The sequence below is a fragment of the Wolbachia endosymbiont of Rhagoletis indifferens genome (assembly GCF_048537595.1).
GTDB lineage: Bacteria > Pseudomonadota > Alphaproteobacteria > Rickettsiales > Anaplasmataceae > Wolbachia.
This window is the reverse complement of record NZ_CP175923.1, coordinates 26,496-51,106: the sequence shown is the minus strand read 5'-3', so window position 1 is coordinate 51,106 and position 24,611 is coordinate 26,496. Positions and strand designations below refer to the sequence as shown.

At 35.2% G+C, this 24,611-nt stretch carries 21 protein-coding genes and 1 pseudogene; 12 read left to right on the top strand and 10 right to left on the bottom strand.

What is annotated here, in order from left to right:
• Positions 1–217 precede the first annotated feature (217 nt).
• Positions 218–346 carry a hypothetical protein gene (locus ACJZL1_RS00285; RefSeq protein WP_265026416.1) on the bottom strand — a complete coding sequence of 43 codons (129 nt, stop codon included), beginning with the start codon at positions 344–346 and terminating at the stop codon, positions 218–220.
• A 712-nt stretch (positions 347–1,058) separates the two neighbouring features.
• Entirely contained in the window at positions 1,059–1,988 is a 930-nt protein-coding gene (gene ispH / locus ACJZL1_RS00280) for a 4-hydroxy-3-methylbut-2-enyl diphosphate reductase (protein ID WP_265026610.1), read from the bottom strand.
• A gap of 20 nt (positions 1,989–2,008) precedes the next feature.
• Here ispH and ACJZL1_RS00275 point away from each other — a divergent pair, with 20 nt between their 5' ends.
• Positions 2,009–3,871, top strand: coding sequence for a peptidoglycan D,D-transpeptidase FtsI family protein (locus ACJZL1_RS00275; protein ID WP_265026417.1), 1,863 nt, complete (start codon positions 2,009–2,011; stop codon positions 3,869–3,871).
• A 2-nt stretch (positions 3,872–3,873) separates the two neighbouring features.
• On the opposite strand, the gene ACJZL1_RS00270 is transcribed toward ACJZL1_RS00275, so the two are convergent.
• Positions 3,874–4,182 carry a hypothetical protein gene (locus ACJZL1_RS00270; RefSeq protein WP_320109930.1) on the bottom strand — a complete coding sequence of 103 codons (309 nt, stop codon included), beginning with the start codon at positions 4,180–4,182 and terminating at the stop codon, positions 3,874–3,876.
• Positions 4,183–4,361: 179 nt separating this feature from the next.
• On the bottom strand, positions 4,362–5,087 hold the full coding sequence (gene elbB, locus ACJZL1_RS00265; protein WP_419247250.1) for an isoprenoid biosynthesis glyoxalase ElbB: 726 nt from the start codon (positions 5,085–5,087) through the stop codon (positions 4,362–4,364).
• A gap of 118 nt (positions 5,088–5,205) precedes the next feature.
• Between elbB and ACJZL1_RS00260 the strand changes: the two genes are divergently transcribed.
• Positions 5,206–6,219, top strand: a complete 1,014-nt coding sequence (locus ACJZL1_RS00260) for a hypothetical protein (protein ID WP_265026420.1) — start codon at positions 5,206–5,208, stop codon at positions 6,217–6,219.
• 544 nt (positions 6,220–6,763) lie between these two features.
• On the opposite strand, the gene murB is transcribed toward ACJZL1_RS00260, so the two are convergent.
• A complete protein-coding gene (gene murB, locus ACJZL1_RS00255; protein ID WP_419247249.1) occupies positions 6,764–7,651 on the bottom strand; it encodes a UDP-N-acetylmuramate dehydrogenase in 888 nt (295 codons plus the stop codon).
• The gene (gene hemC / locus ACJZL1_RS00250; RefSeq protein ID WP_265035671.1) at positions 7,642–8,520 is read right to left on the bottom strand and encodes a hydroxymethylbilane synthase; all 879 of its coding nucleotides are present in this window, start codon (positions 8,518–8,520) and stop codon (positions 7,642–7,644) included. The genes murB and hemC overlap by 10 nt, the downstream gene beginning before the upstream one ends.
• A 665-nt stretch (positions 8,521–9,185) precedes the next feature.
• Here hemC and ACJZL1_RS00245 point away from each other — a divergent pair.
• From ACJZL1_RS00245 to secD, 3 genes are all read left to right on the top strand, one after another.
• Positions 9,186–9,350 (top strand): hypothetical protein, encoded by a 165-nt coding sequence (locus ACJZL1_RS00245; RefSeq protein ID WP_265026383.1) that lies wholly within the window; start codon positions 9,186–9,188, stop codon positions 9,348–9,350.
• Complete coding sequence (locus tag ACJZL1_RS00240) at positions 9,335–10,291, top strand: IS5 family transposase (protein ID WP_419247248.1); 957 nt, start codon at positions 9,335–9,337, stop codon at positions 10,289–10,291. The genes ACJZL1_RS00245 and ACJZL1_RS00240 overlap by 16 nt, the downstream gene beginning before the upstream one ends.
• A gap of 777 nt (positions 10,292–11,068) precedes the next feature.
• The gene (secD, locus tag ACJZL1_RS00235) at positions 11,069–12,577 is read left to right on the top strand and encodes a protein translocase subunit SecD (RefSeq protein WP_419247531.1); all 1,509 of its coding nucleotides are present in this window, start codon (positions 11,069–11,071) and stop codon (positions 12,575–12,577) included.
• Here the strand turns inward: secD and ACJZL1_RS00230 are convergent.
• Positions 12,574–13,359 carry an enoyl-ACP reductase FabI gene (locus ACJZL1_RS00230; protein WP_265026385.1) on the bottom strand — a complete coding sequence of 262 codons (786 nt, stop codon included), beginning with the start codon at positions 13,357–13,359 and terminating at the stop codon, positions 12,574–12,576. The genes secD and ACJZL1_RS00230 overlap by 4 nt on opposite strands.
• Positions 13,360–13,632: 273 nt before the next feature.
• Between ACJZL1_RS00230 and ACJZL1_RS00225 the strand changes: the two genes are divergently transcribed.
• The 7 genes and pseudogenes from ACJZL1_RS00225 (at position 13,633) to ACJZL1_RS00195 (ending at position 21,386) form a co-directional block, all read left to right on the top strand.
• Entirely contained in the window at positions 13,633–14,889 is a 1,257-nt protein-coding gene (locus ACJZL1_RS00225; protein ID WP_419247247.1) for a hypothetical protein, read from the top strand.
• Positions 14,890–15,127: 238 nt separating this feature from the next.
• Positions 15,128–15,931, top strand: a complete 804-nt coding sequence (locus ACJZL1_RS00220) for a hypothetical protein (RefSeq protein WP_419247246.1) — start codon at positions 15,128–15,130, stop codon at positions 15,929–15,931.
• Between the two features lie 427 nt (positions 15,932–16,358).
• Positions 16,359–17,531, top strand: coding sequence for a porin (locus ACJZL1_RS00215; RefSeq protein ID WP_419247245.1), 1,173 nt, complete (start codon positions 16,359–16,361; stop codon positions 17,529–17,531).
• 56 nt (positions 17,532–17,587) lie between these two features.
• Complete coding sequence (locus ACJZL1_RS00210; RefSeq protein ID WP_419247244.1) at positions 17,588–17,728, top strand: hypothetical protein; 141 nt, start codon at positions 17,588–17,590, stop codon at positions 17,726–17,728.
• 103 nt (positions 17,729–17,831) lie between these two features.
• Positions 17,832–18,941, top strand: a pseudogene (locus tag ACJZL1_RS00205) (PQQ-binding-like beta-propeller repeat protein).
• Positions 18,934–20,322: a dihydrolipoyl dehydrogenase gene (lpdA, locus tag ACJZL1_RS00200; protein WP_419247243.1), complete on the top strand. Its 1,389-nt coding sequence runs from the start codon at positions 18,934–18,936 to the stop codon at positions 20,320–20,322. Before ACJZL1_RS00205 ends, lpdA begins: the two are co-directional and overlap by 8 nt.
• 2 nt (positions 20,323–20,324) lie before the next feature.
• The gene (locus ACJZL1_RS00195) at positions 20,325–21,386 is read left to right on the top strand and encodes a tyrosine-type recombinase/integrase (protein ID WP_419247242.1); all 1,062 of its coding nucleotides are present in this window, start codon (positions 20,325–20,327) and stop codon (positions 21,384–21,386) included.
• Here ACJZL1_RS00195 and ACJZL1_RS00190 read toward each other — a convergent pair.
• From ACJZL1_RS00190 to ACJZL1_RS00180, 3 genes are all read right to left on the bottom strand, one after another.
• On the bottom strand, positions 21,331–22,803 hold the full coding sequence (locus ACJZL1_RS00190; RefSeq protein WP_419247241.1) for an ankyrin repeat domain-containing protein: 1,473 nt from the start codon (positions 22,801–22,803) through the stop codon (positions 21,331–21,333). The two genes, ACJZL1_RS00195 and ACJZL1_RS00190, sit on opposite strands and share 56 nt — an antisense overlap.
• A 216-nt stretch (positions 22,804–23,019) precedes the next feature.
• Complete coding sequence (trxB, locus tag ACJZL1_RS00185) at positions 23,020–23,958, bottom strand: thioredoxin-disulfide reductase (protein ID WP_419247240.1); 939 nt, start codon at positions 23,956–23,958, stop codon at positions 23,020–23,022.
• Positions 23,945–24,544 carry a peroxiredoxin gene (locus tag ACJZL1_RS00180; RefSeq protein ID WP_419247239.1) on the bottom strand — a complete coding sequence of 200 codons (600 nt, stop codon included), beginning with the start codon at positions 24,542–24,544 and terminating at the stop codon, positions 23,945–23,947. The genes trxB and ACJZL1_RS00180 overlap by 14 nt, the downstream gene beginning before the upstream one ends.
• Between the last annotated feature and the right edge of the window lie 67 nt (positions 24,545–24,611).

The following is a 24,611-nucleotide window of genomic DNA, read 5'->3' as shown; positions in this document are numbered from 1 at the left end:
TGCACCGCTAGCTATGATGGATTAAAGATAAAAAAGATAGAGAATATCAGTAGCTTATTATTCTGGTATTTATAACAAGAACGGTCAGTGAATACCTAAATTTGAGTAAAAGAAATTTCACTACCACTCACTAATCCGGCTAAAATTCAAGAATTTCAATGCTTTAGCTATTTTCAATAGAATTAAATTTATTAATATAAATAATAAATTACTATTCTTAAATTTGATCAGATTGATTGCAAAAAAACAAGATTTTCAATAAGTTGCTTATAATCCTAACTATAGTTAGCCTTTCATAAGTAGCGATGCAACAAAGCCATCCCAGTGTCAAGCACTGGGATGACAAAAAAAGGAGTACTGGAATGACAGCAGTCCTACGTCATACCGCGATTCATTCGCGGTATCTCAGCCGCTAACTGTTCTCCCTCGTCATACCGTCACGGTATCTCTAGATCCCGCTAACAAGCAGCGGGATGACGATTGTCGTTTAGCTATAAATATTTAAGAAATTTACCAAACGGAAAAAAAGGCAAAAGAAGCCCCGGTTAATATCTATTTTCAGTATTGGCGTTTTTTAAGTCTTAAACACTGCAATTTGGCTGCTTTTAAATGCAACTCACCTTATCTCAAATGTTTAAGAAATTTACTAAGCAGAAAAAAAGGCAAAAGAAATCCCGTGGTAATTAGTGTTCACTCTCTAATCCTTCAAATTGGCGTACTATACTGTCTTAAACGACTTATAAGCGCGTTTCAGCTTATATAGGTAAAAACCCAGAATATTGTGAAGACATAAGGTGCACATAGTGCAAAAAATTAAAAATAAGACGCCAACTACGTTGTTTTTTTGCTGTTTAATCTGCACAGATGAAGATAACTGAATACCTTCAGTTTCATGATAAGGGGGCTGGCGGAGTTTGTCAAGTAAGTTTTTCGTTTCTATTCCCAATAAAAGTTTGTTATAAGGTTATGCAAGAAGTCTAATGAATCGCGGTATGACGTCTTAGCTATAGATGCTGATTTGTGTGATTTCAAGAGAAGCTTAGTAGATAAGTTGTGTTTTAAATCAGATTCGGTATTTTAAACTGAACATTTTCAATAATACCATCTGGCATAACTGAAACTTCTACATTCATACTTACTTTTAGGTAGTCTATTAATTCATCAACTAATATGTCAGGAGCGGAAGCACCTGCAGTGATTCCTATCTTTTCTACGCCCTGAAACCAGCTTTTATTCACACAGCTGTAATTATCAATCAAGTAGGTTCTTTTTCCTCTGGCAGTGCATAGATCTAATAAGCGATTTGAATTTGAGCTATTTTTACTTCCTACAACTAATACCATGTCTACAATTTTAGCTAGCTTTTTAACAGCATTTTGTCTGTTTTGCGTTGCATAGCATATGTCCTTTAAATCTGGACCTGTTATGCCTGGAAACCTTAATTTCAGGGCAGCAATAATGTCACGGGTATCGTCGATGCTTAACGTAGTTTGTGTAACATAAGACAAATTATCTGGATCTTTAACTTTTAAATTGTGTACGTCCTGCACAGTTTGCACTAAAATGATAGGATTATTTACTCTTCCTCTAATTCCCTTAACTTCTGGATGGTTTTCATGCCCAATGAGAATTAATTCTTTACCACTGTTTTCATACCTTTTTGCCTCTTTATGCACTTTGCTGACTAAAGGACATGTTGCATCAATCACTTGAATACCCTTTCTTTTTGCCTCATCTTCTATATTTTTTGACACTCCGTGCGCGCTGAAGATCAGTATTCCTCCATTATCTTCAATTTCCTCGATACTGTTCACAAAAACCACTCCTTGTTTCTTAAAGTCCTCTACTATATATTTATTGTGAACAATTTCGTGTAGCACATAAACTTGGCACTTGTTTTTGTATTTTTCTAAAGTAATAGCTAATATGTCCACAGCTCTTTTTACCCCGGCACAAAAACCTCGCGGCTCAGCTAAGATGATTTCCATTTTTGTCAAATCAAGTAAATATGCAAGCATTACTTAAAAATAAGCTCCGCTCACTGTGTTTTATAGTACCATTATTTATATTTTATATAATAATTATTTTTCGCATATTCTCTTTAACATTTGATCAACCTACTACTTCAGAAAATTTTAGAAAAGATAATATAGTACATAAACAACCTGATATTTTAGATAGAAATGGAGTGGTAATAGCAACAAATGTGCCCACAACATCACTATATACAGATGCAACCAAAGTAAAGAATCCGGAAAGTATAGCAGCACAACTGTGTTCTACTTTGCATGACCTCGAATACGAGAACTTATATAGAATACTTACTTCAGAAAAGAAATTTGCTTGGATAAAGCGGCACTTGACTCCAAAAGAACTGTTAGCAATAAAAAATGCCGGCGTGCCAGGAATAAACTTCTATAACGATGTAAAACGTATATATCCTCACAGTAATTTATTTTCACACGTGCTTGGTTACACTGACATAGATGGCAACGGTATTGCAGGAGTTGAGGCGTACATAAAAAATAGATTCCTTACGCAACTTTCTGTCATCCAAGTAGCTGATATACAGTTGTACGAATATTGCAACTTGAAAGCAATTCCTGCACAACAATCCCCTGCACAGCAGGTGGCATCATCTTCTGCACAGCAATCCCCCACACAACAGATCCAGTGCGTGACACTGGATAAAAATACTGACAAATTACGTGATGAACAACGGATTCCAGAAACATATGTCAAAACCAATGTTAGTGATGAAATTGCGCATAAAACTGGATTCCAGTGTCAGTGCACTGCAGACCAAGTTTCTGCACAATCTTCTGTCATCCAACAGGGATGGTCACGCTCTGCTGATCAATATGTTCAACTATCCTTAGATACACGAGTGCAAAGCATAGTACATGAAGAGCTAACTAAAGCTGTAAGCAGATATCAGGCACTCGGCGGAGTAGGAATTGTTTTAAATGTGAGAAATAGTGAAGTCATCTCGATGATCAGTCTACCTGATTTTAACCCCAACCTACAGAATAAGGCAGAAGACGTACAAAAGTTTAATCGCGCCAGTCTTGGGGTGTATGAGATGGGGTCGGTATTAAAATACTTTACAATAGCCGCAGCACTTGATGCAAACGTTACAAAAACTAGCGATTTATATGACGTATCAACACCAATCACCATTGGAAAGTATAAAATTCAGGATTTTCACAAATCTAAAATTCCAAAAATTACTGTGCAAGATATATTTGTAAAATCATCCAACATTGGTGCAGCAAAAATTGCAGTCAAATTAGGTATTGAAAAACAAGTAGAATACTTTAAAGCTATGAAGCTATTTTCTCCTTTGAAAATAGAAATACCAGAAAAATCTACACCGATAATCCCGGATAAATGGAGTGAAAACACTTTAATAACAGCATCTTATGGTTATGGCATAGCTGTAACTCCTATACATCTTGTACAAACTGCAGCAGCATTAATCAACAATGGGATATTTCATAACGCAACCTTGATGTTGAATAAAAGAAGTATAGGAGAGCAAATTATCTCAAGAAGAACTTCCAGGGAAATGAGAAAATTATTACGCGCAGCAGTAACAGATGGCACTGGCAGGAAAGCAAAAATAAAGGCATATTCAATAGGGGGAAAGACTGGATCGGCGGAAAAAGTTGTAGATGGTAAATATAGCAAAGATGCAAACATAGCGTCATTTATAGGAGTGCTAACCATGCTTGACCCAAGGTATATAGTGCTAATTGCTATTGATGAACCTCAAGGGATACACCATACCGGGGGAATAATTGCTGCGCCTATAGTAAAGAACATTATAAATAGAATAGCACCTATACTAAATGTTACACCTGAGATGTAAAATTATGATTGCTTTACTGTAATTTCAAATTTATCATTACCAAAATCCTTATTAATATACCAAGAACCATCATCTTTAGTTACAAATTCAAGACCTTTAAGATCTCTTTTTATTGTCTTTCCATTTTGATCATCGATAGCGATATTAATGTCGAATGTAATAACGTCTAGATTTATCATAGCTTCTTTCCCGCTGCACGAATTTAGACTGAACTTGCCTAACATGACATCATTAAAACTCACTTCCCCTGTATAGACATCACACTGACCGTCCACACAACACGTAGTTTCAATATAGAAAAGGTCTGACATATAAAACACCTTACGTTTATAAAAAAAGAGCTAAATATATATAGCTAGTGCAGCCCTACGCCATGCCGCTAACAAGTAATCGTCAGTAAACCTAGATCACTTTAGCTATATAACCATAATACAGCTAGAAATGTAAAATTCAACAGTTAATTGTGTAAGGAAGTCTAAATTACTACATCTTAGAGGAATGGCTGTTTAGTTTTTTTGTTAATCTTTTTTACCATGCTGTCAATCATATGCTTTATCCCTTGATATACAGAGTATGTACTTTCGTCACTACGCATATAAGCAGAACAAGAAAATACATTATACTCTTCGTCTTCTATTGATAACCCTGTATCGCACTTTATGTGTTCGCCGCCAAGCTTTTCTATCAACTGTTCTTTGTCATCTCCTATAGTTACCTTAACCTTACTTTCTTCTTTACCTATCTTACTACTTAAAATTGAAACAATGATAGCTGGAGATATGCATATCGCTCCTATTGGCTTTTTTGTAACAAAGAATTCTGAAACTAATCTTTCAAATTCAGGCATTACTGTCACCATGCCTTTATTTTCAGCTAAGTCAGATAAATTTTTTGCAACTCCGTATCCACCAGGTACAACTAGCATGTCAAAATTTTCAGCTTTGGCTTCTTTTAAGTCATATATTTCGCCTCTTGCGATTCTTGCTGCTTCTACAAGTACATTCCTTTTTTCTTTCACTGCCTCCTTTGTTTTATGATTCATAACTTGTGTGATATTGATATCAGGTGCAAAGCATTTAACATCCACATCCTGCTGATCAAGCACAAGCAGACTTAAAACCGCTTCTCTTACCTCTGCACCGTCAAGGTGACCACACCCTGATAAAACCACAGCAGCTTTTAATTTTTTTTCACCCATAAAGTACCTTGATTTCATATAATCTAGATATTTTAATACAAATTCTATATTTGGAAAGGGGTATGTTATATCAATTATAATATAATTAATAATTAGTATGTATAATTAGGTATATTTACAGTCAATGGAGTAAAATGTGGCTGAGTTCTTTGATAATGAAACTGACTACCAAGAACTAAGAAAAGCTGTTTCAGATATAATAGAAAGCATCGCACAATCCCCATCAGAGGGAAAAGAGGAGTTACTTAAAGCCCTATCAGAACAAGTTGAAAAAATGAATTTTAATAATGTAGGTTTAGCGATTAATGACCAAGGCTTGCAAAAGGAGGTCAACAAAGAATTATTTATAAAATTCATTGAAGAAGCACTTAAAAGTCCAACTTTTGAAAAAACCAACTTAGAAGTAATAGAAGATGCGCTAAAGCATGTCAATGATCAAGCAATAGGTAATGTTATAAATAATAATAAAGGTCCGCTGGATGATCTAGTCAATTATTTTGAATCAGCATCTGCAAACAAAAAAATTGGAATAGCTTCTACTGGAATAGTATTAGGAGTAGCATTTTCTCCGCTTATTGTGCTTGCTACATTAATAGCACTTGTAGCTATTGGAGCACGTTATGTAGGAATAGGTATAGGAAAGGCAGGGGAAAAAATAAAAGAAGGCGCGATTGAAGCAGGAAAAGCAGTGAAAAGTTCATATAAGGATTTAATAGATAAATTACCTACAGTTCAAGCAAGAGAGAATAATTTTGATAGATTATATAGGGACTTGCTTGTAGGTATTGCAGACAATAGTAAGTTAAAAGCAGAGCAAAGCGTGGAAGACGCTCAGAATGAGAAAAAGATAGTAGAAATGCTTCAGAATCAAGAGCAACTAGCAGCCATAGGACAGTTAATAGGGGAAGATAATGCTGATCTTTTGAACAATCTTATGAGCAAGGGTACTAGTACTCATGAGGAAGACATGGAGAAACTTGTAGATTTTATGAGCGAATTTCAACCTGCAATTATGGCCATTGGTAACAATGAAATAAACGAGGTAGAACAAAAAGTTAATGAGAAAGCTCAGGAAATGAAGCCAGATTCTCAAGTAGATAGTCCAAGTCCTGAACGAGTTAGTGGAGAAGGAATCACAGGACCGGGTTGATGCATTTGAGGAGCGTTTTGACGCAAAAATTACTATTAGAAAGGGGAGTGTTAAATAAACCATACGCGTCAAGTTAAGAAACAAGGGTAAGAAAATTCAATGAACTTAAGGTGGATACTCTTGTTTTTCTATATCTGTCTTTCACAGAAAATGGGAGTGTTAAATAAACCATACGCGTCAAGTTAAGGCCCAATATAGCACCATTTAAACTTGTTTGTTACATTTATTTTTTTGGAAATTTTGATCTAAAATAAGATAATTCTTTTAGAAGAGTCTATAAATTACTAGCTTTATTGCTTAATATCTAAAATAATTTTTACCACTTTTCTTTTTCCTTATGCTACTTTCCCTTAACTTGACGCGTATGGTTTTTTAAACATTCCCGTGCAATTAGAGAACCTAAGTCACTTTAGCTATAGATTCTTGCAAAATTCTACAAGATTAACCACATTACCTCACGTTTTCTCTATGATTATTTTTTTAGATTACTTGTCTACCTTATTTGCCGTTTCCTGAACGAATATACAGAAGCTATAAAAACTGTCTAATAGCTACCCAAAACCCTTATTTCCCACTCAAGTTCAACATTAAATTTATCCTTCACTGCATCTTTTACTCTGTTGCCAAGGTTTTCCAAGTCAGATGCAGTTGCATTATCGTAATTGAGCAAGAAGTTACAATGTTTCTTAGAGATTCTAGCTCCACCAATATTTAACCCTAGGCAGCCAGATTTATCAATTAACTCCCATGCTCGATAGTTTTTTGGATTTTTGAATATGCACCCAGCAGTTTTTCCTCTCGTTGGCTGGCTTTTATTTTTTCTCTCAACAATTTCCTTTAACCTTTGGAATATAAGCTCATACTCTGAGTTTACTCCTTTAAACTCAGCTTCAACAAAAATCCAATTTCCTTTTAGGCCATGTCCACGATAAAAATACCCCATTTCTTTGCTGGAGAACTCATATAGGTTTCCATCCTCTAGATTCACTGCTTTTATGGATTGTACAACACTTGCGATATCACTACCATATGCACCTGCATTCATTTCTATTCCGCCACCAACTGTTCCTGGAATTCCAACTAGAAACTCGAGTCCACTAATTTGTTGCTCTCCTGCAAAGTAAGCAAGGTTCCTGAGCAGCGCAGCACCACCTGCAACAATAGAGTTGTTACCCTTACTTTTAATATATGCAAACTCCTTACCTAATTTTACTGTTATTCCTCGAATGCCACTATCTCGCACTATTATGTTGGATGTTGCACCGATAACGTTAATTGGCAACTCAGTGTTTTTAATCAAGCATGTTAAATCTTCAATATCACGTGGTTTAAATAATATATCAGCTCGTCCACCGACATTTAACCACGTTGCTTTAGACATTAAGATGTCATAACGATAGATTCCACGTACTTTAGGTAAGCTTATAAGCATTTTGATTTCAACTCTAACCCTGCATCCATACCCATTTTCTCCGCATCTTCTATAAATGAAGTGCGCTCAGTGAAGTATATATTTTTTCCATCTGCCAACATACAACGAAGGTGTAGCATATTTTCGTTCACATATTCAGCCAAAGCTGCAAGTGGTGTAAAACATGAACCATTCACTGTCTTCATAAAACTGCGCTCTGATTTCACTCTTATAAAAGACATATTATTATTAATTTTCTCTAAAAGATCGATAATTTTTACATCATTCCTCCTACATTGAATACAAATCGCTCCCTGTCCCACTGCACTTAACATAACTTTTGGTAGCAATACCTCTGTAATTAAGTGATGCTTTTCTAATCTTATGAGTCCAGCTTCAGCTAAAATTATTCCATCAAAACTTTGATTTTGCAATCTGGTTGTTACATTTCCACGTAACGGTACTATATTTAAATCTGGTCTAAAATTTAGTAACTGAACTTTTCTTCTTATTGAAGAAGTGGCAATAGTAGCCTGTTGTGGCAAAGACTCAAGGCTATTGTATTTATGAGAAATAAACGCATCGCATGGACTTAGCCTTTCTAAAACACAAGGAATTGTTAAACCCCCTGAGAAAAACGCAGGCACATCCTTTAGCGAATGAACTGCCATATCTATATTATTTTCGAGCAATTCAGTCTCAATTTCTTTAATGAATAATCCTTTGCCCCCTATTTCAGCAAGATTTGCGTTTGCATACTTATCTCCAGAAGTTTTTATCTTAACAATTTCAATAGATAAGTTAGGAAAAGAGTCCAGCAACTTTTGTTTTGCTTCCAAAGCCTGGGCAACTGCAAGGCTGCTTCCTCTGGTACCTATTTTGACTAGCATGTGTACGACTGTTTGTCTGATGTCATCCCAGTGCCCAGACACTGGGATCCAGTTTTACTATACAATTCATCATATGAGCCTTTGCATTTATTGTACTTTAACTTAAAACCAAAAGCAACTTTGACTTTACAAAATAATAACCTTTTATATGCATAAATAAGCTTACTGGATTCTAGTGCCCCCTATCCAAGTAGCTGACACTGGTTCCTTCTATAATGGTGTCATCCAAGTAGCCTTCTCTTCCTGTCATCCGAGTAGCTGACACTGGGATGGCTTTGTTGCATCGCTAGCTATGATGGATTAAAGATAAAAAAGATGGAGAATATCAGTAGCTTATTATTCTGGTATTTATAACAAGAACGGTCAGTGAATACCTAAATTTGAGTAAAAGAAATTTCACTACCACTCACTAATCCGGCTAAAATTCAAGAATTTCAATGCTTTAGCTATTTTCAATAGAATTAAGTTTATTAATATAAATAATAAATTACTATTCTTAAATTTGATCAGATTGATTGCAAAAAAACAAGATTTTCAATAGGTTGCTTATAATCCTAACTATAGTTAGCCTTTCATAAGTAGCGATGCAACAAAGCCCACTGGGATCCAGTTTCACCTTATGATGGTGTCATGCAAGTAGCTGACACTGATTTCCATCCAAAAGGGTGTCATTCCAGTCTGGAATCCAGAAAAAAGAATGGTGTCATCCCAGTGCCCAGACACTGGGATGGCTTTGTTGCATAGCAACCGAAAAAATCTGGTGGCTACTGACAAAATTCATTATAAATAACCATTTAACTGTTGAAGAAAAAATATGCCACAGAAAATGAAAGTCAGTAACCAAAACGAATATAACAAATTCCTTGAAAAAAGGGGAAATATTTTTCGTTACATCGATGAAGCTATCGAAAATTGGTATGAAAATAGTCCAAAAATGCAGGGCGGCAACTATATTTACAGTGATAAAGTCGTAATTTTGGTGCATATAATTGTCAATCTTTTTAGAATTGGTTTAAGACAAACGGTGGGGTTTATAAAAGGATATCTGCAACAAATAGGAAAAAATTTGGCAGTTATCAGCTATTCACAAGCATCAAGAAGGTTTAAAAAACTTAATATTAAGATAAATGATTGCAGGGTTGATAAAAGCAACATGGAAAATATTGAAATTATCATAGATAGCACAAGTATCAGCATTTACAGTAACACTCCTGGCCACAGTAAGGAAAACAGTGCAGATAGAAAGTACCGAAGCTACGAGCAAGTAAGAAAGTTACATGTTATGTTAAGTGTGAATAGTAAAAAAGCTATAGCTGCAAGATACAGTAATGGCGTCTACTCTGACCACTATGGAGCTTGCGATTTGCTTGAAGAAGTTAATTTTCAGCACAAAATAAAAGCATTATATGCAGATAGGGTATACGATAGGCACAAACTTTATAAATTGTGTAAGAAATACGATATAAAGACAAAAGTTCTACCAAAAAAGGATGCAGCAGAACATTCAAAAATAGATTATATGTCTGACAGAAATGCTGCTATTAGGTTAATAAAATTATATGGACAAGATGGTGTAAAAGAGTGGAAAAAGGAAGCAATTTATGGAAAGAGATCTTACATAGAAGGATTTTTCTCAAGGTTGAAGCAAGTATTTGGATTTAGCTTTAGGAATAAATCTGAAGTAAATCGTGAAAAAGAATTACTAATTAAGTGCTATTTGCTCAACAAATTCACTGATATTGGTATGGCTAAATTTGAAATCATTACATAAATTTGTCGTAAACCATCACTGCTTAAGGTGCTATGCAACAAAGCCCACTGGGATCCAGGAATTTTATTAAGTTGGTAAGCATAAAAATAGATGTTTTACGTTAAAATACAACGTTTTCGATGAGATTATATGGAAAACTGGATCCCAGTGTCAAGCACTGGGATGACAAAAAAAGGAGCACTGGAATGACATTCTCCTAGTAGAGATCGCTTTTGTAATTGCAACATTCGTGCAATCTTTAGCCATAAACATTAAGAAATTTACCAAACAAAAAAAAAGGCAAAAGAAGCCCTAGTCATTGTCTACTTTCAGTATTGGCGTTTTTTAAGTCTTAAACACTGCAATTTAGCTGCTTTTAAATGCAACTCACCTTTGTTTAAATGTTTAAGAAATTTACTAAGCAGAAAAAAAGGCAAAAGAAACCCCGTGGTAATTAGTGTTCACTCCCTAATCCTGCAAATTGGCGTACTATACTGTCTTAAACGACTTATAAGCGCGTTTCAGCTTATATAGGTAAAAACCTAGAAATGTTGTGAAGACATAAGGTGCACATAGTGCAAAAAATTAAAAATAAGACGCCAACTACGTTGTTTTCTTGCTGTTTAATCTGCACAGATGAAGATAACTGAATACCTTCAGTTTCATGATAAAGGGGCTGGCGAAGGGTGTCAAGCAAGTTTTTTCGTTTCTATAGCTACTTGGATAGGTTATTTGGACAATAGAGAATTTTACAAAAATCTATTTTTAACTTACACTGCAATTTTAAACCTACAACTTATGTACAACAGGCTTATAGTCAAATCTTTTTCAGTATTATGCATCTGTTTATTTGCTTTATACATAACACTGCCAAATTTCTTTGATAATAAGCTTTTTATTTCGAAAAAAAGAATAAACTTAGGCCTTGACCTGAAAGGAGGGGCATCTTTGCTTCTAAACATAGACTTAGACTTCTATTTTAAGGAAAAGCTAGGCATGCTAGCTGATGAGATAAAAGAGACATTGCTAACAAAAAATATTGAATCTAACGTACAAAATAGCGTTGTAACTTTAAATAATATTGATGACTATAAAAAAGCATCTGTGTTGATTAATGCGATAAATCCAAATTTAGAGCTAAATAGAAAAGATTCTTCAATTCTCATTTCGTATAAACCCCATTATAAAAATTCTTTGATCAGTGAAGTAGCTGCAGAATCAATAAACAATGTCCAGCGGCGTTTGGACAAACTTGGCACAAAGGAAGTCAGCGTTCAAAAACAAGGGCAGAATAAAATATTAGTGCAGGTGCCTGGAGTAGAAGACACCGAACAGATAAAATCTCTGCTTGGCAAAACTGCTAAGCTAGCTTTTCATTTGGCAAACACTAACATAGCCAAGGTGCAGGATATAGATTACGAAACTACTGTCATGCTCAAGGATTCCTTAGGCAATTCTTATCCAATATTCCGCAAAACTGAAATAGGTGGTGATGCACTGATTAATGCATCAGTTAGATTTGGTCACTTAGGTAAACCAACAGTGCATTTTAAATTTGACAGCATAGCGAGTAAAAGATTCGCGAAAATCACTAAAGAAAATGTGGGAAAACCTTTTGCAATTGTTCTGGATAACACAGTTTTAACAGTACCTACAATACGTGAGCCAATTTTAAATGGAGAGGGAGAAATTAGCGGTAATTTTACTGAAAAACAAGCAAGCGAACTTGCAATACTTTTAAAATCTGGAGCACTGCCAGCGCCACTTAAAATAATTGAAGAAAAAAACATTGGCCCAAGCCTTGGAGAAGAATCAATAAAGGCAGGGGAAATGGCAGCAACAATCTCTATTATAGCCGTGGCTTTATTTATAATTATCACTTACGGCAAATTAGGTGTATTGGCCTCTATTGCGCTTTTTTCTAATGTAATTCTTATATTATCAATTCTCACTCTGCTTGAAGCAACTCTAACTTTACCTGGAATTGCCGGTATTGCACTCACTGTCGGTATGGCGGTGGATGCAAATGTTTTAATATTTGAGCGAATTCGTGAGGAAATCAAATCTGGCAAGAGAGTGGAACGTGCTATTGAAGAAGGGTTTAAAAACGCTATAAAGACAATACTGGATTCAAATATCACTACATTAATTGCTGCAGGAATAATGTTCATTATTGGCAGCGGAGCAATTAGAGGCTTTTCTGTCACTTTATCAATAGGAATTTTATGTTCGATGTTTTCTGCAATCACAGTCACAAAACTCCTGATAGAGTTGTGTATGAACCCGAAGGAACTAGCGCTTTGTTAGTCAACCACCTTCATTCCCACAACGTTATATCCTGAATCGACGTGCAAAATTTCTCCAGTAGTGCCACTACTTAAGTCGCTTAATAAGTATAACGCTGCCTTGCCAACATCCTCTATTGTAACATTGCGTCTGAGCGGAGAATTATTTCTATTCCATTCTGATATGAAGTGAAAATCGCTTATTCCAGAAGATGCTAAAGTTCTGATTGGACCAGCGGAAATTGCATTTACTCTGATATTTTGTGGCCCGAGATCACATGCTATATATTTTACACTTGCTTCAAGTGCTGCTTTACATAAACCCATAACGTTATAATTTGGCATAACTTTTTCAGCGCCATAATAAGATAAAGTAAGTAAACTACCACCACCTGACATCATTTTTTCAGCCCTTTGCGCTAAAGCAGTAAAAGAATAGCACGATATATGCATTGCATTGAGGAAGTTATTCAGTGAAGTATTGACATATTTGCCATTTAACTCATTTTTATCGGAAAACGCTATTGCATGCACCAAAAAGTCAAGAGTACCCCATTTTTTCTCTATTATTTCAAAAGCGTTATCTATGATTTTTTCATTTGAAACGTCACAGTGTAATATTAGCTCCACATTTAATTCATCTGCTATTGGTGATAGTTTTTCTTTTATTATTTCATTCTGGTAGGTGATTGCAAGTTCTGCTCCGTGCTCTGAGAGAGTTTTTGCTATACCGCATGCTATCGATCTCTTATTTATTATTCCGGTTATTAATCCCTTTTTGCCTTGTAATAGATTTGTTGTCATAGAACTATCTGTTTTTTTATAATTTGGAATATTAACTAGGCAAAGTCAAGATATCACTATGTTTTAAAACATTTTTTGCAGTAACTTGAAGTCTAATACCACTGTTAACAAAAGGGCAGCGATGAGAGTTTCTAGCAGCCGTCTATCTTAGACTGCTCCTTATTAAAAAAATAAAGCTTTATTAATTAAATAATATAGTTAATACTTTCATTAATTTGACACATTATTAAAATAGTGTTAAGCTATGTGCATTAAATAATTAGTGAGGCTTCAATGCTAAGTGACATTATAAAACAATCTAGTGGCTGGGATACGAAAGCACTAGCTGAGATATTTAGTAACAAAAAATTTCTTAGGTCAGTTGATGGTGATAAAGAAAAGTACCTAGCAGATCTGATCTCAAAGGATTATGAAAAAAGAAATATAACTCTGCCAAGAGAAATAATACCTGATAGTGTTACTCTGGATGCTTTGTATTTTACTCATAAAAAAGATCCTTTAACTCTACCTATTTTATTAAGATATTTCACTCATAAAAATTTACTTCAAGAAGCCAAAGATGACTTGGATAAACTAAATCAAAAGTTGCAAGGTGCAATGGATAAAGATTTAAAAGATCTGCAAGATAAGAAAGCGAAATTACAAGCAAATGAAACTGATTTAAATGATAAAAAAATACAAGGTAAAGAGGCTAAAGCACTTGCTTATGATATACAGAAAATAAATGCAGAAATAACAGAAGCTTCATCTGAGATCGAGAAAATCAAGTCATATAAAAAGGATATTGAAACCCTTTTTAAGGGTGGCAAGGTAGAATTAAGCTCTTATCCACAAAAATACTCTTTCATACTAGAAAGGGAGCTTACAAAAGTGATGGAAGAGAAGTTAGCGCATTATATTAAGGATAACACTAATATTGAGAAAACATATTCAAGCCTTAATAGTAAAAGAAAAAAGATTATAATGTTAAAAAATATACAAGACTTCTCTGCACTTATCTCTTTTGTCCCTCTATTTGTGTCACTTATGGCAGAATTAATGATTGGTCCAGCCACCATTTCATTAACCAGTTGTTGTATATACTTCTTGGTAATTCCGCTCTCAATCTCTGCTACATTCCTTGCAATAGCAGGTGCGGCTTACTTAATGCTGAGACACTATGAGCAAAGTTTTGTAAAAGAAATGCAAGACTTCATAGAAGGACCAAAGTATGTAGATAAAGCAACTAATACTGAAGATGTGAAGAAGTTAGAACAAGAAGAAACAGGAGTAGGCGATTATGGTAAAAAACCTTCAGCACCACCATACGATGGACCTAAGCAGCCAGGATTGTACCCAGATCTTTCAGAAGCACAACCACCATCATACGAAGAAGCTTGCGGCACTATTGTGCAATTGGAAGATTCAGGACCAAGCAGTAATCTTGATTCTGCTGAGCAGCTAAAACCTGGTACAGATCTTTTAGGGAGTCTTTCAGAACAACAAAACGCAAAATTGGGTCCTGTTCTACTTCCATCTAATACAATGTAATAAAGGGGTATAACTCAGAGCTAGAGGTTATGATTGTAATAAAGACATAAAAAAAACGGACAAGTCAAGCAAAGTTACAAATGTAATTTTGCTTGACTATCCATTTATTACCACCTAAAGCAGCTAACAAAGCCATCCCATATGACATTTTACTTATATCTAATCAAGCATATTAATAAGTAAGTAAATTTTAATGTAATTTTATTATACTTATAGATGTATCATATAAAATGAAAATATGGATGATTTCATAACTGCAAGAAGGAAAGATGATGCTGTGGTATCTATTTGTCAGGATAATAAGAAAAAAACCGTGTTAATTTCGGGGCTCAATCAAGTTGCAAGGGATTTGCTAAAATATGAAGAGGAGAATTTGCTTAACAAGCCATTAATTAATATCTTAAGCACAAGAGCAGCCGGCAACGTGAAGAATTATTTAGAGTATACCGAAAATGGACACGATTTACTTGATATATTACCTAAAGTGATAGATTTTTCCTTAATTGATGCTAAAGGAGAAGATATCAGGACAAAAGTAAAAGTTTTCCGCACTGCACAATTTGCCAGTAATAAAATAAATTATGAGCTATTAATACGTGATATCAGTTTGTCCCATAAATTAGGAATCTTTAGAGATGAATACCTAATGGGTAAAAAATATAAAAACCATGACTTATTCGATATACCGGGCAATGAGTCCACTATTCTAGAGTTATACGTTATATTGAATTTCGCCTTTCAACATCAAATTAATGCAGCTATAGGAATAATTGGCTTAAATAGTAGCTGTAGCGAGACAAATGATGCACTGAAAGTTGTCATAGAACATTTTTATAAAAATTGCCGTAGTGATGATTTTCTAGGGTATATTGATGAGAATAAAATGCTTTTTGTTTTGATTAACTGCGATGTAAAAAGTACATCTAAAATAATTAATCGTATACATTCTGCCATTAATAAGCAGTTATTAAAGCGAAAATTACCAAGTGTATCAATAATTTATGGGAATATAGCTCAAAAACAGGCAGCAAAATCTACGTAAAAACCAGCGGCGCCTTCTGGTCTTTTTAAAAAATATGTAAGCTAATGATATAGCTAGCACAGCTCTACGTCATACCGCGATTTATTCCACAACTGTACGAACGTTATGATATAAAAGTAATTTTTCTAAGAGAGGTATTATTCCAGTCTGGAATCCAGCTTTCCATCCAAGAGCCAGTGCCTCTTTCTTGTCATCCCAGTGTCAGCTACTTGGATAACACCCTCCTGGTAGCACAACGTTCGTACAGTTATGGATTTATTCGCGGTATCTCAGCATAGATTCTGCTAACACGTAGCGGAATGACGAGGTTGTAGGTGTTATCCAAGTAGCTGACACTGGGTCTAGAAAGCTTAGTTAATATATGTGAAGTTGTTTTTTATTTATATTGAGTTTAAACTTAAATTTTTACAAAAATTTAAGTTTATTTATGAAGTTAAGGTACTACCTGATAGCACTGCTTTCGTTATTATTTTCACAGAATAGTGCTAGCTCTAGAACAATTCTGGATAAGGAAATATTTTATGCAGAACTAGATGGAAAAGTAGATCTGAGATCCGGCTACGCTTTCAACAGAGATTCTTTCAATGCTAAGGCTAAGGATAAAACTTCAAGTTATTCATACTTGCGCTTTCTTTATTTACAGCAAGTTTATCCAAATACTCAAATGGGGTTTAATGTTAAGGCAGGAGTTTCTGGTATTGCAAACCTAAAAGCGTTAGACATAGAAAAGTTAGACATGGAGGAAGGGTATTTCATCATTAAAAATCAGGGACTTGGATCAATTGAATATGGTAAAAGAAGTTTAGTTAGTCAGGGCATGTTAATTAACACTTCAAAAATTTATACAGCTGCTGGAGGAGTAAATGGTCATTGGACAAACTATGCAAATTTGCGTGGTGATCATAAAAAAGATGGTGACCCTGGATATGATAAAGACAAGGTATTTTGGGTAAAACCCAACATTTACAGTAATTATAATGGACTCGAACTAGGGTTAAAACAATCATCAATTAACTACATCTCCCCTGAAATCTATAACTTTCAACTCGGATTCAGCTATGTTCCAGGAAAAAATAACTTACAGTACAGCAATTTAATTGCTGCTGGCCTTTCCTATAAAAACAGCTTGTCAGATGATATAGGTTTTACTACTGCTTTGACTGGTGAATTTGCAAGAGAAAATTTAACTGATTGCTCAGATGGAACTTCTAAAAATTATGAATGCCGTAATCAATTACTAAACTGGAATTTTGGTTTAAAGCTAAAATTGTTCGATCTTGATTGCATTTTTTCGTATGGTAATGGTGGTGAATCTGGTGAGAGGCGTAATCCTGAAATAAATAATACGTATTATATGAATGCAGGTATCGCTTACCATTCTGATTCTTACAAATCGAGCTTAACATATTTCAATAGTGGCAGGGATATTGCAGGCAAAGGCACAAACGAGTTAACATCATATGCTTTAAGCCTTGAAAATTCTCTTTTTTTAGGTACTTCATACTATTTCGATATTGTAAAATTTAGTACCAAAGAACCTACAATAGAAAATAACAACTCTGGTTATGTGCTCTTGGCTGGGTTGAAATTAAGTTTTTAATGAGGTTGCATTGCCTCCTGTCATCCCAGCACTCTTTTCTGTCATCCAAGTAGCGGATGACCTTACCCAGAAGGTATGAATTAGGTATTGCTTGGTTGGAAGCAAGAGAAGATAATCACTTTTCAGAGTGGATAGGTGGCAGGTTGGCACTTTTTCTGGGTAAGGTCAAGTATGCATTATCTCACATAATAATATAATATTTCGTTCATAAATCAACGTTTTTAACATGCAGCAAGAACATTTCCGTTGTAATTAAGGTTCTTAAGATGTATATTAATTAAGTCTTGTTTTCAATAAGTAATGAAAGTAATAATTGTCATGATAATGTTATTGTGTAGCAGTTACACAATGGCAAGCGAGCGAATAAGTCTAGTGGATAAAAAACTATCTCAAGGGTATGTAGCTCCAGTGCTTACAGAAGATAGCGTTATTTTATCAGACAAGCACGGCGCTTTATATTCCTTTGATATTGATAACTCAAAGGCTATGAATTGGAAATTACACCTCTCACACAGAAAAAAAATTAGTAACATGAGCCTATTGCGTCACAGAGGAAACGTTTTCTTTATAGTGGATAACGTTCTACACACAATAGATGCAAAAACCGGCGAGATTCAGTGGGAAAAAGAATTGAGAGCTCCAGTAAGAGGAAAAGCAGCAGTAATAAATAATAAATTGGTAGTATTGACTATTGATAATTATCTGTACGTGTTTGATATAAAAGATGGCAGCTCCGTTTAGACTTATCAAAACGGTATCAATGAGGTTCGAGGTTTGTATTCCATATCGCCAACAATTTCTAACGATAAAATAATAGCACCATTTTCAAATGGTGAGTTAATAGCTTTCAATGAAGACGGTAAAAAATTGTGGAGCCAAAAATTGGCTACAAACCTTTTGGATACACAGCTCACAGATGTAACTACTACACCGAGAGTGTTTGGCGATACTTTAATAGCTACAAACAATTCCTATATTTATGGTATTGACGTGAGATCAGGAAATATTTTATGGTCAAAGTCACTGCAAGTAAAAAGTGTATCAGACATTGAGTCATATTACAGTCCTCTTATTCCTCCAAAGAAGCAAAAAGAAGGCGGAAGAATTTTTATAGTTACTAAAGACGATAAAATAATTGGCCTGGATATAAAAAATGGAGAAACGGTCTGGACATCTGATTTAATAGAAAATATGCAATTGTTTGCTCCAATTATGCATGCCCATACACTGTGGGTGACAAGCAATAAAGGTTCAATGTTTGCTTTTCCGGGATCTGAAAGTGCAGGAAAGGTAGTCAAAGTACCTGGTAATGTGTTTCACACTCCAGTGTTTACTCGCAATAAGATATATGTAACAACTGAGAAGAATGGTGTTTATTCTTTAGAAAATAGGTTTGTTCTTTATGATTGATTATGATTTAATTGTTATAGGTGGTGGTCCAGGTGGTTATAAGTGTGCTATCACTGCTGCAAAACTTGGATTGAAAGTTGCCTGCATAGATAAAAATAGCATTTTTGGTGGTACGTGCTTGCGAGTTGGGTGCATACCCTCCAAAGCACTACTTCATTCTTCCTATCAGTATGCTCACACGAAAAATGATCTGTCGAAGCTTGGCGTAAAAATTAAGGACGCAAGTTTCGATTTAAAAGAAATGCTAGGCTATAAGGACGCCAGAGTTCAGGAACTTGGAAAAGGTATAGAATATCTGTTTAACCTTCACAAAATCACTAAAATCAATGGGCTTGGGAAAATTACTTCTTTTGACCAAGGTAATCCTGAAGTTTTAGCTGAAGGTAAGGTGCTGAAGACAAAAAATATAGTAATTGCAACCGGTTCTGACGTTATTTCTTTGCCAGGAATTAATATCGATGAGAAAGACATTATTTCGTCTACTGGTGCATTATCTTTAACTGAAGTACCAAAAAAACTTGTCGTAATCGGAGCCGGGGCAATAGGGCTTGAAATGTCTTCTGTATGGAGGAGGCTAGGGTCTGAAGTCACTGTAGTAGAATTTTTTGATAGAATCGCTGCAGCAATGGATGGAGAATTAAGTAAGTCTCTACTTTCTAGTCTACAAAAACAAGGAATAAAATTTTTACTTAGCACTAAAGTCGAGGAGATAAAACAAAGTAGCAACTCTTTGAGTGTGAAAGTTTGCTCTGTAAAAGATAATCAAACAAACACTATAGAGGCGGATAAGGTATTGGTGGCAGCAGGACGCAAACCATGCACTGAGAATCTTGGTATTGATGAAAAAATAGAAAAAGATAATCGCGGTTTCGTTCAAGTTAACAACAGATATGAAACTAATGTGAAAGGAATATTTGCTATTGGTGATGTGATCGGTGGAGCAATGCTTGCTCATAAGGCAGAAGAAGAAGGAGTGGCAGTTGCAGAGATAATAGCAGGACAGTCACCTCACGTTGATTATGAAATTATACCATCTGTCATTTACACTCACCCTGCGGTTTCTTCAATCGGTAAAACTGAAGAGGAGTTGAAAAGTGTTGGCCGTAAGTACAAAGTTGGTAAATGTCAATTTGCTGCAAACGGCAGAGCAAAAATCACTGATGATGCTGAAGGATTCGTGAAAGTGCTGACTTGTAGCAGAACAGATACAATACTAGGTGTGCATATCATAGGAGCATACGCTGATACGCTAATCAATGAAGCAGCGGTTGCAATGGCATACGGCGCAGCAGCAGAGGATATATACAGAATTTGTCACTCTCATCCTGATATAAATGAAGCCTTTCGAGATGCGTGCATCGATGCTTTCTTTAAAAAATAATTGTGAACCTCGGTTCAATCATTGAAAAATGGTATGAGTGGCTGAGGTGCAACAGATCTTATTCACCAAACACTTTAGAGTCATACATGAGGGACTTGAAGGATCTTATAAGTTTCCTAAATACTCATATTGGTGGAGAAGTAAATGTTGGTACTCTGAAAAATTTAAGTATACCTGAGTTAAGAAGTTGGCTTACCTCTCGTTACGCAAGAGGTGTGAATGCAAGATCTAACGCTCGTGCATTGTCAGTAATCAGAAATTTTTTCAAGTACATAAAAAACAACTACAATATAGACAATGAAGCTATATTTTCCTTATCAAGGCCAATTCAGAGAAGAACTCTGCCCAAAGCATTATCAATACCTAATATAAAAGCTTTAATAGATTTCTTCTTGCATAACCATTATTTACATGGGATTCACTCTCCTTTGTCATTCCAGCGCGTGACGCTGGAATCCAGAAAAAAAGAAGAACCAGTGTCACGTACTGGGATGACAGGAGGCAACGCAAAAACTTTGGTGAAAGAAATGAAACTATCTGACTTGGGCGAATCTTGGGTGGTAAAAAGAGAAATTGCGATTATCGTCCTGCTATATGGTACAGGCTTAAGAATCAGTGAAGCGTTGAACCTTAGGGTTAGTGATATTAACAATGAAAGTTTAATAGTAACAGGTAAGGGAGATAAACAAAGGCAGGTATTCATTCTCCCAGTAGTAAAAAAATGTATACAAGAATATGTAAAAGCCTGTCCTTACCTTGATGAAGCACAACATCTTTTTGTGGGAGTAAGAGGAAAAAAATTGGGAAGAACTTATGTGGCTAATCGTTTGCAGAAAATAAGGAGAATGTTAAATTTACCAGAAATTTTATCTCCACATGCATTTCGCCATAGTTTTGCTACTCATTTGCTTCAGGAAGATATTGACATAAGATCAATACAACAACTGCTTGGCCACTCAAGCCTGGAAACTACTCAAGTTTACACTCACCTCAATTATCAAGATGTTTTTAATATGTATAAAAATTTTCAGCAGGGCCTGGAGAAGAAGTTAAAACCCTTGTAACTTGAGGATTATCTGTGGCACTACCAGGTCCTATGTCTTTTTCATCTCCTTTGTATAAAAAATATCCTACTAAAAGAAGAACAAGTGCAACTGCTGCAAGACAAGCACCTATTACTGGATAACCGTATAAAACTGCTAAACATGCACCAACAGCAAACGCTCCAGACAACACAAAAAAAGCAGAAGCGTAGTTGCTTTGTTTTCTACCAGGAGAAATTGCCTCCGAGGATTTTTCGTTTTTATTACTCAGACTTTTAGTACGGAGCAGTCTATTTTCTGATGAAAGCCTATCTCTTTCTTCCCTTAATTCACTTTGTTGAGCCGATTTTTCCTGCCTTACTTGTACTAAATCTCTTTTTAATTGTGAAATTTTGCTAGTTTCGCTCGTTTTTTCACGTACAACCTTATCCAGCTCTTGCTCTTTCTCTACAAGTTGAGTTTTTGTTCTTTCAAGTTCATCTCTAAGGTTTTCGAGCTGCTGCAACTCTTTAGCAATGAATTCGTCGTTTATTTCTGGTTGAACATTATGTGTATTTGCTACAGGTTGCTCTGCACTTGTAGGGAATTTTTCATTTAGATAATTTCTGATACGTTCAATACTTTCAATACTTTCAAATGCAGCAGTAACAATTGCACGATTTATGAAACAATTATCTTCTACTAATTTTTTTACATCATCTAAATCCTTGCTATTAATAGCATCAGCTAATCGCTCTGTAATAGCTTGTTCAATTATTTGCTTCACCCATGGATTTTTCTCTATATCTTGTATTGGCTTTATTTGACTAAAATCTAGGTCTTTATGTTTTAAAAATTTAGTCAATACTTCTTCGTTATCTTGTGTTATTCCTTGTAAACATGATTTTATAATTAAGCTAAGTGGTGTTTTTATTCTTCCATCTTGGGTTCTTCTCCAGCAATTAGGATTAAGCTCTTGAGCCAACAGTGTTTTTGCTCGGTTAATATTTCCATTAAAAAGAGCATCTAATAATTGTCTTCCTTTTCGTGCTTTTTGTATTTCTATTATCAAATGTTCAGCACGATTTTGCCTAGCACACTCACTAGGACTTTGATTTTTCTTATTGGTTATATTAGTGTTTATGTTTGGGTGACTAAGCAAAAGTTGTAACGTTTTCTTTTGTTGAAAGCACATTGCTAGGTGTAAAGCTGTATCGTCATTACTTTTTTCACAAATATTAACATCTATTCTCTGGTGCAGTAGAAGTAACCTAATCATATTCTGATATTCTTTTTTAAAGCCTGCAGACAAATTAGTAACTATGGACACCAAAGGTGTCATGCCTTCTTTATCAAACGCATTAACATCCGCACCCTCTGCCAGAGCTTGTTTAAAACCTTCTAGGTTTTCATCATCAATAGCCTCAAATAACTTTTGTGTTGGTTCATTGAAAAGCATATTAAACCTACCTAATAATTTACTAATATAATTATGAAAAAGAAAAGGAAAATTGCAAGCGATTTATCTATAGCTAACCCAAGAAAGGTGTCATACCGCCGCGGTATCTCAGCATAGATTCCGCTAACAAGTAGCGGAATGACGAATTTTTGTTTTTAAAATTATCGGTGAACTTAAGTCACTTTAGCTATAAAATCCTAATTCTGAGTTAATTAATTACGACTCTAAAAACTTCTCTGCATCAAGTGCAGCCATGCACCCTGTTCCTGCGGCAACTACTGCCTGGCGATACACCTTATCTTGAACATCACCTGCAGCAAACACCCCTGCCCTACTAGTTAAAGTTGTTCCAGGTTTCGTAATTATATAACCCTGCTCATCCATTTCAACAAAGCCTTTAAAAATACCTGTATTTGGTGCATGCCCAATTGCAATAAACACTCCATCGACTTTCAATTCTTGAGCTTCCGTTGATTTAACTATAATACCAGTAACTTTTTTCGGATTTTCTTCTCCAAGAATCTGCTCTACGGTATGGTTCCATATTACTTTTATTTTATCATTTTTAAAGAGCCTATCTTGCATTACTTTTTCCGCTCTCAATTTATCACGCCTGTGTATTAGTATAACTTCTTTGGCAAATCGAGTTAAAAATATCGCCTCTTCAACAGCAGTGTTTCCACCACCAACCACAGCTACAACTTTATTCCTAAAAAATGCACCATCACAAGTTGCACAAGCTGAAACTCCGTAACCTTGAAATTCCTTTTCACTCTCCAAACCAAGCCACTTCGCTTGCGCACCAGATGCAATGATAATTGCATCTGAATAGTAGTCATTGATATTACTAGAAGATCTAAATCTATACTCATTAAAGTCCTCAAGTTGTTCAACGCTCTTTATCTCATCATCTATTATTTTTGCTCCAACCTTTTCTGCATGCAACCTCATTTGCTCCATTAGTTCTGAACCCTGTATTGAAACAAAACCAGGATAATTTTCAACATCTGTAGTAATTGTAAGCTGACCACCAGGCTGCATTCCCGTTACTACAATTGGCTCTAAGTTTGCACGTGCTGCATATATAGCGGCAGCATAACCCGCTGCCCCGGATCCAATAATAAGAACTTTTGTACTAAATCTATAATTCTTCACTGTATGAGTTTAGATAATCAGCTACTCCTTCATCGCTTGCCTGCATTGCTGGCTTACCTTTCTTCCACCCTGCTGGACATACTTCACCATGCTCCTCATTATGTTTAATTGCATCAACGATTCTAACGAATTCATCGATATTACGCCCTAAAGGCAAATCATTTATCGATTGATGACGTACAATAAATTTATCATCAATAACGAAAGTTGCTCTCAGCGCAATTGAGTCATCATATAAGACCCCATAGTCTCTTGATATAGACTTTTTGATATCAGACACTAAAGTGTAGCTAACCTCTCCAATACCACCATCATTAACTGGAGTGTTTCGCCATTTATAATGTGAGAACTTTGAATCTACACTTACCCCTATAACTTCAACACCACGTTTTGAAAAATCCTCTATTTTATTACTAAATGATATCAACTCAGTTGGACAGACAAAGGTAAAATCAAGTGGATAGAAAAAAAGGACAGCATACTTATTTTTTATGCGCTCACTCAGACAGAAATCATCAACAATTTCTCCGCCGGAGAGAACAGCTGAAGCAGTAAAATCGATAGCAGATTTTGTTACAAGATTCATAATTGACCTATTCTTTTAAAATAACTTCAATTTTACATCTTGATGAACTTATATGCAAGTTTTCTTT

Excerpts from the sequence above, each read along its gene's own strand:
- ispH (WP_265026610.1), bottom strand. The coding sequence starts at position 1,988 with ATGGAAATCATCTTAGCTGAGCCGCGAGGTTTTTGTGCCGGGGTAAAA.
- ACJZL1_RS00275 (WP_265026417.1), top strand. The coding sequence starts at position 2,009 with ATGCAAGCATTACTTAAAAATAAGCTCCGCTCACTGTGTTTTATAGTA.
- ACJZL1_RS00270 (WP_320109930.1), bottom strand. The coding sequence starts at position 4,182 with ATGTCAGACCTTTTCTATATTGAAACTACGTGTTGTGTGGACGGTCAG.
- elbB (WP_419247250.1), bottom strand. The coding sequence starts at position 5,087 with ATGAAATCAAGGTACTTTATGGGTGAAAAAAAATTAAAAGCTGCTGTG.
- murB (WP_419247249.1), bottom strand. The coding sequence starts at position 7,651 with ATGCTTATAAGCTTACCTAAAGTACGTGGAATCTATCGTTATGACATC.
- hemC (WP_265035671.1), bottom strand. The coding sequence starts at position 8,520 with ATGCTAGTCAAAATAGGTACCAGAGGAAGCAGCCTTGCAGTTGCCCAG.
- ACJZL1_RS00240 (WP_419247248.1), top strand. The coding sequence starts at position 9,335 with ATGCCACAGAAAATGAAAGTCAGTAACCAAAACGAATATAACAAATTC.
- secD (WP_419247531.1), top strand. The coding sequence starts at position 11,069 with ATGTACAACAGGCTTATAGTCAAATCTTTTTCAGTATTATGCATCTGT.
- ACJZL1_RS00230 (WP_265026385.1), bottom strand. The coding sequence starts at position 13,359 with ATGACAACAAATCTATTACAAGGCAAAAAGGGATTAATAACCGGAATA.
- ACJZL1_RS00225 (WP_419247247.1), top strand. The coding sequence starts at position 13,633 with ATGCTAAGTGACATTATAAAACAATCTAGTGGCTGGGATACGAAAGCA.
- ACJZL1_RS00220 (WP_419247246.1), top strand. The coding sequence starts at position 15,128 with ATGGATGATTTCATAACTGCAAGAAGGAAAGATGATGCTGTGGTATCT.
- ACJZL1_RS00215 (WP_419247245.1), top strand. The coding sequence starts at position 16,359 with ATGAAGTTAAGGTACTACCTGATAGCACTGCTTTCGTTATTATTTTCA.
- ACJZL1_RS00210 (WP_419247244.1), top strand. The coding sequence starts at position 17,588 with ATGACCTTACCCAGAAGGTATGAATTAGGTATTGCTTGGTTGGAAGCA.
- lpdA (WP_419247243.1), top strand. The coding sequence starts at position 18,934 with ATGATTGATTATGATTTAATTGTTATAGGTGGTGGTCCAGGTGGTTAT.
- ACJZL1_RS00190 (WP_419247241.1), bottom strand. The coding sequence starts at position 22,803 with ATGCTTTTCAATGAACCAACACAAAAGTTATTTGAGGCTATTGATGAT.
- ACJZL1_RS00180 (WP_419247239.1), bottom strand. The coding sequence starts at position 24,544 with ATGAATCTTGTAACAAAATCTGCTATCGATTTTACTGCTTCAGCTGTT.